Source organism: Mesorhizobium sp. WSM4840, assembly GCF_055811755.1.
Genome location: NZ_JBVVQD010000003.1, coordinates 58,675 through 72,670 on the forward strand (window position 1 = coordinate 58,675; position 13,996 = coordinate 72,670).

A 13,996-nucleotide genomic window follows, 5' to 3' on the forward strand; every position below is an offset into this window, starting at 1 on the left:
TTCCGGCTGCCGCTCAATGTTCGTCGGTCAACCGCCCCAGCCGCCTCCTCCGCTGCTCCCGCCACTCCCGCCAGTCCCGCCTCCCGAAGAAGGAATGATTACGGGAGGTGCGGCAGCAGGCTCGTCCGCGACCGGTTTAACGACTTTCTTGGAGGCCACCGGTTTGGGAGCGGGGTTGACGACCTTCCGCGGCGCCGCGGCTCTGCGAACGACCTTCGGCGCCGGCGTGGGCGTCGCCACCAGCGGCGTCGGTTGAAGGGGTGGCCAGGATGTGCAGCCCATGACCCCCGCCAAGGCGACGGACAGGGTTATCCCGATTGTTGCCTGCTTCAGATTTCTGCCCACCATTGCCTCCTTGTTGATCAGAACAAATCTCGACGCGGATTGGCTTGTTCCCAGACCGCCCTAGCCACATTGACCAGTTGCTTGTCGACAGAACCGCTCAACGGAATCTTCGACTTGAGTTCCCCACGCAGTTGCTTCAACGCCGCCGCTTTCGCCTTGGCCCCGAATTTCGCCAACGTCGCCCGGGCGTCAGGCAGTTCGTTGCGAAGATCGAGCGCAACTGTGAATGCCAGGAAACGCACGGCGACGGCCTGGTCGGCCTTGTCGCCCTTTTGCATCTCGAGAGCCGCGCGATCATAGGCGCCGGACTGGTCACCGCGCGAGGTTGCCAGTTCGAACAGACGTTGGGCTTCATCAAGGTTCTGCTCCACGCCAACACCATCACGGTACATGCGCGCAAGACTGCCCGGCGCATAAGGCTGGCCGAGGTCAATGGCCTTCTGAAACAGCGCCAGCGCAGCCTTCGGATCCTTCTCGACGCCGCGGCCGCTGAGATAATTGCGACCAAGCAGGTTCATCGAATACATGTCCTGCCTCTGGACGCCTGCCTCCAGGAATGCAACGGCGCGGGCCTGATCGGCGGGCACGCCGTTGCGGCCCTCGGTGAAGATCGCGCCGAGATCGTTCATGGCATAGGTGTGCCCCATCGCCGCCGCCTTGAGCAGCAGGTCCAGTCCCTTGCCGGTGTCGCGCTCGACGCCGTAGCCATTGAACAAGGCACGGCCCCACGACGTCATCCCGTAGGGATCACCCTTGTCGGCTGCAGCCGCGTAGAAGGTGTTGGCCTGCTTGCGGTCGACAGCCAGGCCCGTTCCGGTCGCGTAGAGGTAGCCGAGTTCGAACACAGCGCGCACGTGCCCCCTGTCGGCGGCCTGTTGTATGGCTTTCCTGGCCTGGTCCGCCTTGCCGGCTGCAAGCAGCGCGCGACCCAGTTCATAGCGGAAGCGGGCGACATCGGGGTACGCCTTCACCGCAGTCTCGCAGAGCTTCACCGCGTCGGCGCCGATTTCATTTGGCAGCAGGCCGGGAACCACGCCTTGTAGGTCGAGAGGTTCGCCGGCAGCCAAGTCGCACGGATCGACGCTTGGCGACAGTTTCATTTTGGCGGGTTTGGATACGCCGCTGTCCGCCCGAATTTCGAAGGCGACCTCAACCGGGGTGCTGGCTCCGATCTGGGGTTCATAGCGCAGCACCTCGACTTCACCGACCGTCAAGCTCGATTCGGGCGTCAGGGGCCGATCCGGCAGCGAGAGCGTTCCCGTTGCCGGATAGTTCGCAACTTTCAGGCTGACCGCCGCATCGTTTGTCGGGAGATCCAGGTTCAGGGCGACCGCGCCGATGCCGACCGGAACGTCGATCTCCCGGTTCTCGATCGCCTCGGCGGCACCGGTGACATGAATGCCGCGCTGCAGCACCTGCTGCTTCTGCTCGGCTTCGAGCGAGGCCATCACCTGTTCGCCCTGGGTTCCTTCGCCGCTCTTGACCCGGAACACCAGCATGCCCTTGGCTTCGCCGCCCCAATTGTCGCGTGCGGCGTAGGCCAGCATATCCATCTCTTCTGGCTCGCCAATTCCCTTGGGGACATCCATCTGCAAACGCGGCAAATCCTTGCCCTGGATCAGTTCTCCCGCCTCGACGACCTTGCCGTCCAGCATCAGGCGCCCCAGGGCGGGCGGTCTATCGATGCTGACGGTGATTGTCCCGCCGTCGACCTCGACCGGTTCCGGGAGGTTCAGGTCGACAGGCCCGACCCCCGACAACACGACTTTCTCCAACACGGGCGGTAGAGAGGGGCGGCTGCTGCGACGCATCAGAACGACTTCGTCGATCAGCGAAGAGTTCTCCCAGGGAACTTGCAAGCCCTTGGTAGCCTCAACCACATCCCGGCGGACGGCCGACATGACCGTGCGGATCTCCTGGTTCGGGGCGAGCGCGCGACGAGAAAACGCCAATGAAAAAGGACTGAGGTCGCCGGCGCCGTCATAGGCAACCGCGCCGGGTTCGGTGGCGAAAGCAATCAGCGTGTTCAGCGAGCTTCTTACTTGCGCAAGCCCGGTGCCGCTGGCGGTAAGAAGCTGGTCCCTGAGCCAATAGTCCTTGCGAGGGAATGGATTGTTGCGGCAGGCGTCGAGGATGATCACCTGGATCTTCGATTTCGAACGCATCTGCTGCAGCACATCGTTCAGCTTGATAGCCTGGACCTCGACGTCCGCCGCATCTTTCAACGAAGCATCGACAGGGATCAGGAAATTTTCGCCGCCGATCTGAAAACCGTGACCGGAATAGTAGACGACAGCCACATCCGCGCCATCCACGGCGGCAAGATAGTTGCGGAACTGGTCCTCAAACTGCAGCTTTGTAAGATTGCTGGCGACAAAAACATCGAAACCAGCCGCTCGAAACGTGTCGGACACGTCCACCACATCTTTGGCCGGGTTTTTCAGGGCCGAGATTTCCCGGTAATCGGAGTTGCCGATTACAAAGGCGACCCTTCGTTCGACTGCAGAAGCATCGAAAGCCGTGAAGCTTGCGAGCATCAAAGCTGCAACGAATCCGCAATGTCGGAGCATGGCAAATCCCTTAACCGCTGTTACCTAGCGACCACAAGAACACAGCTGCGGTATCAAGGTCCGTTAGAGAGCATGCTATCTGCCGAGACAGAAAAGAGAGAAAAGTTGTCGCGACAGCGGTATATTCCTCACTTGATCAAACCCTAAATTACATCAGAGGCCGAGTGTCCGCAATGATGTCGAAGGGTTCTCAACCTGGCTATTTGGACCCGCGGTCGATACGGTCCCCTCGGGCCACGCGCGGCCGGCATACCCTTGACTTGCGCACCTGCATCACGCGTCAGGGCGCCTGAGGTTTTCCACTACTAATATCGGTCTACCCCTGATTTTCTCTACCCACCATTTCCGCGACTCAATTAGCGTCTGCTTATGGAGCATCGGCACGCCATTCGAAGAATCAAGGAAGGGTTTTGGGAGGTCTACGACATAGACGACAATAGGGTTGTCTTCGCAGACGGGGTGGCTCTGACAAATTTGCTGGATGACGAGGCACTCGACGCCCTGGAGTTGCTAAAGGGTGGATTCCTTGTTCCGAGCAGCGCTCCCAAGGCCGGTTGACAGTTCCTCGAGGGACACGCTGAGGCCACACTGTCCGCGAGATGGGAGCACCGAAGGCGGATAGCTGACACGCAAAAGCGCCGCCGCCTGGCGGGCTCCTGGATGCGTTCGCTCGTCGAGATCTGCCACCCTATTTCGGCGACGTCGCAGCCGCGATGCAGAAAATTGGATCAATTCGCGATGCTCAGCGCGCCGCAGCGTGGCAAAACGAAAAAATCTCCTTCGTTTGGTTGATGCCGAAACAATGCTCCGTCCGTAAGTTCGTTCTATATATTAGCAGGTGCTGTTATGAGGTTTTTGCCCGTTCAGGAACCGATCAACACATGGGCCGTGTTCGATACCACCGTGGATGTGCCTGCGGACTTCGCTGGCACTTGCCTTATCGGCTTGCCGCGGGAGCGGGCGGAGTGGCTCGCAGCGAGAGCCAATCAAGATGCATCGGTGAGGAGCAATTGGATCGGCCGGTTATCCTCCCTGGAGCCTGAGCATGGCGTGGTTTCCATACGCAAATGTCAGAAATGGCTTATACCCGCAGGGGAGATTTCAGTGACGGACGAAGAGGCCGCTGCGTTGGCAGGCAGGGATCAGCAGCCAACGTAAGTCCGACATCACCAGCAAAACCGAAGCAGCGATTGGTTCCCGGCGTTGGATGAGGCTATCCAACTCGTCGCCGATGCGCTCCCCGGTTTGTATTTCTGCCCGAAGGATCGCTGGTATTGCTGATCCGGCATCTCGGTATTCTCTTTGGGATTCTTCTTGATACCCGCCGCAGGCGAGGTGTCGGCCGGCGATCAATGAGTGCCAGCGTTCGTTTCCGATGAAACGGTCCCACCGAGATTGAGGTAGCACATCGTCCTGGACCGCACGCCTTTTGGGCGAATGACGGAACAAGCCGAGGCGCCGCGCCATGACGAGGCTGATGAAACGAGCTAGGACGCCCCGACCAGTTCGTCCAAGGCATTCTCAATTGCAGCCTGATCTGCGGGCTTGCGAACAAATTTGAAATTGGCGAAGGCGGGTGGAACATCGCGCGGCCCAAATCCGGTCAGGTACGCAAAAGGAATGTGGCGGGTGTGTAATTCCTCTGCGATCGCCAGGCTCGTTTCGCCATGCAGTTGAACATCCAGCAGCGCCACGTCGACATGATTTTCGCCGATAAGGCCAAGGGCCGCCGCCACCGAAGGGGCGGGGCCGATCACCTGATGTCCCGAAGCGCGCAGACAAGCAGCGATGTCCTCGGCGATGAGCCATTCATCCTCAACCACCAGAACGCGCAGCGGGTCGCTCACGGCGTCTCCTTGCGCATCATCGGAAATGTGACCTGGACCTCAAGACCTTCACGATTGAAGGCGGTCTCGACGTTTCCACCAAGCCGGTAGCCGATCTCGCCCTGCAACAGGGAAAGCCCGAAGCCGTTGATTTCGGGCTTTCTGACTGGCGGCCCACCTCTCTCGCGCCAGGCAAGCCTGAAAACGTCGCCATCTGCCGACCACTTCAGCGCCACCCTGCCTTGCGGCTTCGACAGCGCGCCATATTTGGCGGCGTTGGTCGCCAGTTCATGAATGGCCATGCTAAGGGAAAGGCCCTGTTGCGGGTTAAGCTTCACTTCAGCGCCGTCAAGTTCGAACCGGTCAATGCTGAACGGTTCGAGTTCCTGATGCAGCAGTTCGTTGATCGAAGCTTCTTTCCAGCGTTCCTTCGACAGCAGACCGTAAGCCCGCGACATGGCGTGTAGGCGGCCGATCAGCGCTTCGGCGAACTCTTCCTTCGATTCCGATCTTTCACGGGTGCGGTTGGCGATGCTGGCGACGACCGCCAGCATGTTCTTGACGCGGTGGTTCAGTTCCGAAATGAGCACCTGGTTTTGCTCTTCCGCCTCGGCCAAGGTGGTGACGTCGACCAGTGTGACCACGACGCCCTGGATCCTGTTGTCCTTGTCGCGATACGGATTGATGCGAACCATATAAAACCGGCCCTGGTCGTCGCGCGCCAGATGATGGTTCAGGGTCTCTCCGGTTTCGAACACCGCATCGATGTGCTGTTTCAGCTCGGGATAGTCGAGTTGGCTCGAAAGCTCGGTCAGTGGCCGGCCGACGTCAGACGGACGCAGGCTGAAGAAAGACGAGGCCGCCGGGGTAAAGGTCCGCACCACCAGATTGCGGTCGAGGAAAATGGTAGCGATCTGGGTGCTCTCGAACAGATTGCGCAAATCACTGTTGGCGTGATCGAGCTCTTCTATCTTGCTGGTTAGTTCCGAGTTGATGGTGTTGAGCTCCTCGTTGAGCGACTGCATCTCCTCCTTCGAGGCCTCAAGCTCCTCGTTGGTCGACTGCGCCTCCTCATTGACGGAGACGAGTTCCTCGTTTGACGATTTCACTTCTTCCAGCGCGGTTTCGTACTCCTCAATCGTCGATTGCAGCCTCTCGCGGGTGTCGCGCAGCTCTCGTTCGAGGTCGGCAGCGCCTTCGCCATCACGGTTTTCGCGACGCCCATCCGACCGTGCCTGCACCGGCCCCGATGGTTCGAACAGGACAAGATAGAGCCGTTCGCCCTTGCCGCGTTCCGCCAAGGGTTCGACAGTGAGTTTGATCAGCTGGACCTGTTCGTCGTCCTCGTCGACAACGACATTTTCCCGCACGACGCTGCGGCGCGTCGCGGCAGCTTCCCGCAACGCTGCACGCAGGTCGAGCCTCAGCCCGCGGCGGGCCAAGGTCAGCACCTGCCGGCTCGGAATGCCTTGCGGCGCTTCCAGATATCTGCCGGTCCGGGCCGAATAGTAAACGACGTCGCCATCGCCGTTGACAACGACATGCGGCGGCGCGAAGCGCTCCAGCACCTGTGCCTCGACCGCCTGCCGAAGCGGGTAGCTGGCGGCTCCCTTCGAACCGGAGCCTTCGGGCAGGGAGGCACCCGAACCGCCGTCGCCGATCGGCATAGGCAGCCTTATATGTGGCGAGGCATGTTCCCGCGCCTGAAAAACGCGCTGTTTCTTGTCGACGGTGGCGAAGAGGTTGTCGTGCTGGCCGATGCTTTCGGACGTGCCGAGGAAAAGATAACCGCCCGGCTTCAGCGCATAATGGAAGATCGGAATGACCCGGTTCTGAATGTTCGAGCCGAAATAGATCAGCAGGTTGCGGCATGAAATCATGTCCATGCGCGAAAAGGGCGGGTCGCGGTCGACGCTGTGAGGAGAAAAGACGCACAGCTCCCGTACCTCGTTGGTGAGCACGTAGCTCTCGCCGTCGCTGCTGAAAAAACGCTGCTTGCGTTCGGGCGAAACCCCCTGCAGCAATGCCGCCGGGTAACGCGCCGCGCGCGCCACCGCAAGCGCCGGCTCATCGATGTCAGTCGCAAATATCTGGACGCGTGGTATGACCGAAAGCGTCTCCATGTGTTCGCGCAACAGCATGCCGATGGAGAACACCTCCTCGCCGGTGGCGCAGGCAGGCACCCAGATCCTGACGGCGTCGCTGGCGGTCTTGCCCTCGAACAGCTGCGGTACGATCTTCTCCTCGAGCACCTTGAACGCATCGGGATCACGGAAGAAATCGGTGACGTTGATCAGCAGATCGCGGAAGAGGCCCATCACCTCGCGAGGGTCTTTCTTCAGCCATTCGACATAGGCTGCAATCGACTGGAGCTGTGCGATCTGCATGCGCCGCTTTACGCGACGCAGGAATGTCTTGGTCTTGTAGCCGGAGAAATCGTGGCCGGATTGGCCCTTTAGAATTCCATAGATCTCGTCGCGGAGCCGACCCATCTCTGCCGTCTCGCCGTCTCCGGCAGCCCCGTTCAGCATACCGAAGCTGCGGGCGAACCCCTCGAGCTTCGCACCGATGTCCTCCGCCGGAGCCGCAATATCGATCAGCCCGCTGGAGATCGCACTTTTCGGCATGTCCGGATTGCGCGGACCGTAGCCATCGGGGGCCTGGGCGACCGTCAGTCCGCCACGCTCCTTGATTGCCTTTGCGCCCAGCGTGCCGTCGGAATCGCCGCCCGACAAAATCACCCCTACCGCATATTCGCCCTGATCCTCGGCCAGCGCGCTAAGGAAAATATCGATGGGCTTGCGCTCACGGCTGAGCACGTTGGATTGCCTCAGGCGCAGCACCCCTTTCTCAATGGTGATAACGACGTTCTGCGGCATCACATAGACGTGGTCGGCTAGGACGGTGGTGCCGTCCTCGGCGACGACAACCGGCATCTGCGTATAACGTCCGACAACCTCGTGAAGCAGGCTTTCGCGCCCGGGACTGAGATGGGTGACGATGACAAACGCCATGCCGGGCTGGCCGGTGATGCCTTTGAACAGACCTTCCATAGCCGGAATGCCGCCTGCGGATGCGCCCACACCCACAATGGGAAATCTCTTCATCTGGGATGTCACCGCAAGCCCTTCGGTTGAACAGCCTAGACGACAAGGCCGCCAATCGACCCAAAACCCACGACCGGGCTGAACGCGACGCTATCATACAACGCGCAAGAGGGCCGGAACAAGTCAGTGCAGACAGCGTTAACGTTGAAATCCTTGCGGAAACTCCAATGTCAAAACGCACACCTGACCTGAAGCTGACAAAACAAGCGTTGTTGCAGTCTTCGGATTAGGTGGGTTTAGCGGGAAACGAATCCATTCCGCCCCGCATGCTCGTTTTGGCGAAACGATTGCAGGGCAGCCTTGCAGCAACATTCTGAACAAGCCCGTCGGGATAATTGGAAATCTCGCTCGAAGGAAGGACGGTGAGGTGCGCGATCTCCGAGGGGTGCACATCCTGATCGTCGAAGACGATTGGGTATTGGCCGGCGATCTTGCAAGATATTTCGGCAACATGGGCGCGGTCATCCTCGGCCCGGCGGCGACAGTCGAACACGCGTCTATGCATACCGAGGCGGCTGAGGCCGCGATCCTCGACGTCAATCTCAACGGTCGGCGGGTGTTTCCGATCGCAGACGAACTGATGCGTCGCGGCGTGCCCTTCGTCTTTTTGAGCGGTGACGAGGACATCGTCATTCCCGAACGTCTGCGCCACGCCAGCAATCTTCGAAAATCGTCGGATAGCTATGCCGTCTTCGATGCCTTGTTCCCTCCGGAAAGACCGGCCTTGGCGGGTGGCCGTGCGGTGAACTTGTCCGACAATGTCTTTTCACTTCTGCCCAAGCTCAGGCTCGCGGCGCGTCTGCTTTTGGGCGACGTGGGTGCTTCCGACCGGCTGGTCGAGCGAACGCTGGAGCGAGCCATCAGCGAAATCGACAGGAGGCGGGCCGGCGTATCGACCGAAGACTGGCTGAACGGCATCATGCGAAACATTGCCAGATCGGGCGGAACCAGCCTGTTACACTGAGGCTGTGACCGATCGGCGACCCGCCGAAGCCGTCTAGCCTGTTCCATCAAGTCTGGAATGTATGGAAAAACCGGTTTATCTCCAATTGTATGCCTCCGAAAAGCACGCAAAAACAGCGAGCTAGAGTGAAGTTCTCTGTCAGAATGCGAGGCGCGCCTTAAGAGCCAGCCGACACCGCTGACATAGCCCCCTCCAGCCGCTCTGTTTGCGGTCGATGATTTTGTTGAATCGGCTGTTTTTCCCGCCGCCTATTTCGTCCTGGTAAAGGAAAGTCAGATCGTTCTCGTCGAAAATCCGGAAGAACTCATCCCATTCAATGGGTTCGAGCTTCTCCTCGGGCTCGCCAAAATCGATCCGTAAGATGCCGCCCTCGCCCTTGGTTCGTACAGCCCCAGGCCGGCCACCACGATCTTCGGCCCATTGGCGGATCTCGTCATGATTGGTGGTTGTCTTCGATTCAGACATTGAAACCTCCTTTTGATCCAGGCTTTGCAGGCGTGTGAGCCTCATGATCAGGTCTGGCTTGCTACGCGATACCGCTTCGATCACAGCTGCCATCCACTCCTTCCGCCCACGGGCCGGATGAGCGCCCTAACCCCAAAGAAGCTGCAATGTCCCAGCGCATGGCCCAAGGCTCGTTCGCTATGCGTTCACCTCAGGTTGCAGCCTCCCCAAAACCATCTTTGTTGAAGCAGAGGGAACAAACCTTTTGGCAAACAGTTCGGGGCGCCAGGGCCATCTGCGCAAGGAGTTGTCGTGAAACGCATACTGGTTACAGAAGGGTGCGGTTTCATCGGCCGCCACGTCGTCCAGGAACTCGTTGAACACGTTTATGCTGTCTGCATTCTCGATGCGCTGCTGGAACAGGTGCACGGCAGCCAGGCGATCAGCCTGCCGGCAGGAGCCGAACTGATCAAAGGCGCATCTGCGCTTCGGCGTTTTCTCGCGGAGCACACTTATGCGTTGCGGGCAGCCGTGGCCGACGCTGTCTTCAGGCGCCATTTCGAGCGCCCCACCGTGGAGGCAGCGGAATGACCAAGCGGCTGGATATCGTCTTTCTTGGCCTGTCTTTGTCCTCTTCGTGGGGAAACGGCCACGCCACCACCTTTCGCGGGCTGCTGAAGGGCCTGCACGAACTCGGCCATCGCGTCACCTTCCTCGAGCGCGACGTGCCGTGGTATGCAAACCATCGCGATCTGCGCGACCCGGATTTCTGCACGTTGCGCTACTACGAAACGACGAACGATCTTCGTCGGACATATGCCGGCTGCCTGCAGCAGGCCGATGTCGTGGTGGTTGGGTCCTTCGTTCCGGAAGGGCGCGCCGTCATCGACATTGTCGCGTCCCTGTGCACTGGCCAGTTCTGCTTCTACGACATCGACACGCCGGTCACGCTGGCAAAGCTCGCCGCGAATGATTGCGACTACATATGCCAACGACAGATTCCGTATTTCGACGTCTATTTCTCGTTCACCGGCGGGCCGACGCTCGCCCGTTTGGCGGCGGACTTCGGTGCACGGCGCGCCGAGCCGCTCTACTGTTCCGTCGACCCGGAGCGGCATCGCCGAACGGCCGATCCGATCTGCTGGGATCTTGGCTACCTCGGAACCTACAGCTCGGACCGGCAGGCGACACTGGATGCTCTCCTGCTCGAACCGGCAAGACGCATGCCGGACCGTCGCTTCGTCGTGACCGGCTCGCAATTCCCGTCTGAGACCGTCTGGCCAGGCAATGTCGATCGCATCGAGCACTTGCCGCCAGCGGACCACGCCGCCTTCTACAGCCGGCAGCGCTACACATTGAACGTCACACGCAACTCCATGATAGCGGCTGGATGGTCTCCCAGCGTACGCCTCTTCGAGGCGGCCGCCTGTGGCACGGCGATCATCAGCGATCGCTGGACCGGTCTGGACAGCTTCTTTCCGACAGCCACGATCAACACGGCCGGCCAAGCCGAAGACGTGATCGATATCCTGTCCAGCCAATCCGACCGCGTCAGGCTGGCTATGTCCAAGCGAGCGCGCGAAACGATCCTGGCGGTACATACGAGCGCCGCGAGAGCCCGCGAATTCGTTTCGCTGCTGGCGCGGCCAAGATCGGCACGTCCAGCTCTCGATCTGGACATCGAAAGTGCAGCATGACTGGCAGACAGGAGAAAATAGAGATGCGGCAATCAACAAGGACGCAACGGACCAAGACGGCGCTTGTCGCGCAGGCATCGACAAGCGAAGTGTATGGCGATCCCGAACAGCACCCGCAAAGGGAAGACTATGTCGGTCACGTGAACTGCACCGGTCCTCGTGCCTGCTATGACGAGGGCAAGCGAACCGCCGAAACCTTGGGCTTCGACTATTTGAGAACCGAAATGGCCGGCTTGCGGCGCTGAGGTCGATCGGCCCAGGCAACGCAAAACACAGGTCGCGGCTTTGATCCGAATAGAGGTTCGTGATTTTTCCAGGTCGCAAGGAACATTCCCGGCAGCTGGCAGTTCGGCGCGAGGAACTTACCTTCAACAGCGATGGCGGCAGTTTCGTGGGATCGAAAAAGGTACGGATTGGAATAGCCGGCGTCGGCAATTGCGCGTCTTCCCTTGTCCAGGGCCTCTCATATTATCGAGACGCCAGAGGTAATGAGCCGATACCGGGCCTGATGCATGCCGATCTCGGCGGCTATCACGTCGATGACATCGAGGTGGTCTGTGCTTTCGACGTCGCCAAGGGCAAAGTTGGGCGTGATGTGGCGGAAGCCATATACAATGCACCCAACAACACCTTCCGCTTTGCCGACGTTGCAGCAACCGGCGTTCGCGTCGAGCGCGGACCAACGCTCGATGGCATCGGCAAATATCTGCGCGATGAGATCGAAGAGGCAGAAGAGCCGGTCGCGAATGTCAGCGCGCTGCTGCGGGAAAGCGGCGCAGACGTACTGGTCTCATATCTGCCGGTCGGCTCGGAAGAAGCCACGCGTTTTTACGCCGAGTGCGCGCTCGAGGCCGGCTGCGCCTTCGTCAACTGCATACCGGTTTTTATCGCGTCGCGGCCGGAATGGCGCCGGCGCTTCGAACAGCGCGGTCTGCCGCTGGTCGGCGACGATATCAAAAGCCAGGTCGGCGCAACAATCGTACACCGGCTGCTCGCCAATCTGTTTCGCGAGCGCGGCGTTCGCATCGACCGCACCTATCAGCTGAATTTCGGCGGCAACACCGATTTCCTCAACATGCTGGAGCGCGAGCGGCTGGAATCGAAGAAAATCTCCAAGACACAATCCGTAGCCAGCCAGTTCGACGTCCCCCTGGAGGCCGGCAACATCCATGTCGGCCCCAGCGACCATGTGCCCTGGCTTACCGATCGGAAATGGGCCTACATCCGCGTCGAAGGCACGACGTTCGGCGGTGTGCCACTGAATGCAGAACTCAAACTGGAAGTATGGGATTCGCCCAACTCGGCCGGAGTCGTTATCGACGCTGTCCGCTGCGCCAAGCTGGCGCTTGACCGCGGCATCGCAGGAGCGCTGACCGGCCCCTGCAGCTATTTCATGAAGTCGCCGCCCGAGCAGTTCACCGATGCCGAGGCACGCCAGCGCACGCTGTCTTTCATCGCCGGGAGCGACGAGCCGATGCTTGATGCCGCGGAATGACGACGACCTTCCTCTTGATCCGCCATGCGGCGCACGACAATGTCGGCGACTATCTTGCCGGACGCATGGCTGGAGTTGCCTCGGCGAAACCGACAGGGCACAAGCCTTCGAGGTCGCGAGAGTCGAAATGTCGAGCGCGCCCGGGAATAGTGCCGGGAGGACCCGAGGGGAAAGCATAGGCTTCCCCGGCGAGACCAGCAGCTTCGATACATAATGCTGTGCAAGGGACGGGCTGTGCAAGGGACGGCGCTGGCTGTGAGGACGGCGCACGAATCCTTGCAAACTCAGATTGCCGTCACCACACTGGTGAAGGGACCACTTCGTTAAGAGAACACGATGTCTCGCTCAAGCGACGATACAATCAGCCCGCAACTCCGGCTGGCAATAGACCGGAAGATTGCATCTCTGCTGACTGCCATCGAGCAGGAAAAGATCCCCAACCGGTTGACCAACCTCGCGGTTCAATTGCAGAACGCGCTTGTCGAGAAGCGTCGGTGCAAGAAAGAAGACTAGCTATATCGACGCCTGTCGACTGCGAAGTTTCCCTGTGCTTCGGACAGATGATTGCGTCTTTCCACCAATGTCTGCAACGAACTTTCGCCGAGGTATTCCAGCACGCTGGCGCGCGCTCGGTTAAGGCGGCTTTTTACCGTTCCCACCGCGCAACCGCATATTTCGCCGGTTTCTTCGTAGCTGACACCAAGAACCCCGATCAGCATCAGGACCTCGCGCTGATGTTCCGGCAGCTTCTGGACCGCGCTATGGACTTCCTTGCTCTGAACGGACCATTCCTGGGTCGCTTCCGAAATCGGGATCAGAGAGGCACAGTCAAGCAGGCCGGGTTTTTCCCTGTCGGCTGCCTTGATGTGGGTATAGTAGGTGTTGCGCATGATGGTGAAGAGCCACGACTTCATACGCGTTCCGGGCTCGAACTTATCGATGTTGGCGAGCCCTTTGGTCAAAGTCTCCTGGACCAGGTCATCGGCGTCGTCAGGAACACGGCAGAAGGTGCGGGCGAAGGCTCGCAAGGCAGGTATCAGGTCAACGATGGAAACTTCATCCGTTTCCTGGTTGGCCAAGGGGTAGCCGCTGGAGGACAATGGTCCAGCTCCCAGCAAGAAAGAGTTGATGAACGCAGACCTAGCTAAATGCATGAAGGTTTGGATCGTTCCGGACATCGAAATAAGTCGCTAGAAAATCTCGGATGGGGTGAAATACGCGCGGGCCGTGCGTTTTGCGGCTGAGCTCCTGTTGCGGCGAATCCCGCCCGCTTGATCGGGGCAGCCAAGGGAAATGTCCCGCCCTATTCATCGGTTTCACGTCGGAAGCCGAGTCGCTTCTGGGCAAGGCAGGTGCCGATGCGGATGAAGGACTGATAAGGCTGCAGTCAAAAGAAGCGGCTGAGGAATTTGTCCTGGCCTGCCGGAAATTGCGGCTGTGGGCGCGAGAGGCGGCCGTCAAGCTCTGACGCCGGTGCATGCTGGCCATCTGTTCGCATGGTGACCGGAGCCGCGGCAACAAAGTGGGCGGAAGCATCCCTTTCGCTCG

General features: G+C 59.9%; 10 protein-coding genes and 2 pseudogenes. 7 read left to right on the top strand and 5 right to left on the bottom strand.

From position 1 onward, the window contains the following. Positions 1-362: 362 nt before the first annotated feature. The 3 genes from AC0L3I_RS05975 to AC0L3I_RS05985 form a co-directional block, all read right to left on the bottom strand. Complete coding sequence (locus AC0L3I_RS05975; protein ID WP_473526282.1) at positions 363-2,882, bottom strand: caspase family protein; 2,520 nt, start codon at positions 2,880-2,882, stop codon at positions 363-365. Between the two features lie 1,520 nt (positions 2,883-4,402). After that, positions 4,403-4,762, bottom strand: a complete 360-nt coding sequence (locus tag AC0L3I_RS05980; RefSeq protein WP_473485031.1) for a response regulator — start codon at positions 4,760-4,762, stop codon at positions 4,403-4,405. Beyond that, on the bottom strand, positions 4,759-7,848 hold the full coding sequence (locus tag AC0L3I_RS05985; RefSeq protein WP_473526283.1) for a CheR family methyltransferase: 3,090 nt from the start codon (positions 7,846-7,848) through the stop codon (positions 4,759-4,761). Before AC0L3I_RS05985 ends, AC0L3I_RS05980 begins: the two co-directional genes overlap by 4 nt. A gap of 367 nt (positions 7,849-8,215) precedes the next feature. Between AC0L3I_RS05985 and AC0L3I_RS05990 the strand changes: the two genes are divergently transcribed. Then, positions 8,216-8,812: a response regulator gene (locus AC0L3I_RS05990; protein WP_473526284.1), complete on the top strand. Its 597-nt coding sequence runs from the start codon at positions 8,216-8,218 to the stop codon at positions 8,810-8,812. A 138-nt stretch (positions 8,813-8,950) separates the two neighbouring features. Here the strand turns inward: AC0L3I_RS05990 and AC0L3I_RS05995 are convergent, their stop codons facing one another. Continuing rightward, positions 8,951-9,277, bottom strand: a complete 327-nt coding sequence (locus AC0L3I_RS05995; RefSeq protein WP_473526502.1) for a hypothetical protein — start codon at positions 9,275-9,277, stop codon at positions 8,951-8,953. 291 nt (positions 9,278-9,568) lie between these two features. On the opposite strand from AC0L3I_RS05995, the gene AC0L3I_RS06000 reads away from it, so the two are divergent. From AC0L3I_RS06000 to AC0L3I_RS06025, 6 genes and pseudogenes are all read left to right on the top strand, one after another. Next, the gene (locus AC0L3I_RS06000) at positions 9,569-9,847 is read left to right on the top strand and encodes a hypothetical protein (RefSeq protein WP_473526285.1); all 279 of its coding nucleotides are present in this window, start codon (positions 9,569-9,571) and stop codon (positions 9,845-9,847) included. After that, positions 9,844-10,953 carry a CgeB family protein gene (locus tag AC0L3I_RS06005; RefSeq protein ID WP_473526286.1) on the top strand — a complete coding sequence of 370 codons (1,110 nt, stop codon included), beginning with the start codon at positions 9,844-9,846 and terminating at the stop codon, positions 10,951-10,953. The genes AC0L3I_RS06000 and AC0L3I_RS06005 overlap by 4 nt, the downstream gene beginning before the upstream one ends. After that, positions 10,941-11,171: pseudogene (locus tag AC0L3I_RS06010) on the top strand (GDP-mannose 4,6-dehydratase); the annotation flags it as partial. The gene AC0L3I_RS06005 and the pseudogene AC0L3I_RS06010, both read left to right, overlap by 13 nt. Positions 11,172-11,344: 173 nt before the next feature. Beyond that, positions 11,345-12,448, top strand: coding sequence for an inositol-3-phosphate synthase (locus AC0L3I_RS06015; RefSeq protein ID WP_473526287.1), 1,104 nt, complete (start codon positions 11,345-11,347; stop codon positions 12,446-12,448). After that, positions 12,445-12,525: pseudogene (locus AC0L3I_RS06020) on the top strand (histidine phosphatase family protein); the annotation flags it as partial. The gene AC0L3I_RS06015 and the pseudogene AC0L3I_RS06020, both read left to right, overlap by 4 nt. 259 nt (positions 12,526-12,784) lie before the next feature. Further along, positions 12,785-12,961, top strand: coding sequence for a hypothetical protein (locus AC0L3I_RS06025; RefSeq protein WP_473485018.1), 177 nt, complete (start codon positions 12,785-12,787; stop codon positions 12,959-12,961). On the opposite strand, the gene AC0L3I_RS06030 is transcribed toward AC0L3I_RS06025, so the two are convergent. Further along, positions 12,958-13,527, bottom strand: a complete 570-nt coding sequence (locus tag AC0L3I_RS06030; RefSeq protein WP_473485143.1) for a sigma-70 family RNA polymerase sigma factor — start codon at positions 13,525-13,527, stop codon at positions 12,958-12,960. The genes AC0L3I_RS06025 and AC0L3I_RS06030 overlap by 4 nt on opposite strands. Positions 13,528-13,996 lie beyond the last annotated feature (469 nt).

Excerpts from the sequence above, each read along its gene's own strand:
- AC0L3I_RS05975 (WP_473526282.1), bottom strand. The coding sequence starts at position 2,882 with ATGCTCGCAAGCTTCACGGCTTTCGATGCTTCTGCAGTCGAACGAAGG.
- AC0L3I_RS05985 (WP_473526283.1), bottom strand. The coding sequence starts at position 7,848 with ATGAAGAGATTTCCCATTGTGGGTGTGGGCGCATCCGCAGGCGGCATT.
- AC0L3I_RS05995 (WP_473526502.1), bottom strand. The coding sequence starts at position 9,277 with ATGTCTGAATCGAAGACAACCACCAATCATGACGAGATCCGCCAATGG.
- AC0L3I_RS06005 (WP_473526286.1), top strand. The coding sequence starts at position 9,844 with ATGACCAAGCGGCTGGATATCGTCTTTCTTGGCCTGTCTTTGTCCTCT.
- AC0L3I_RS06025 (WP_473485018.1), top strand. The coding sequence starts at position 12,785 with ATGTCTCGCTCAAGCGACGATACAATCAGCCCGCAACTCCGGCTGGCA.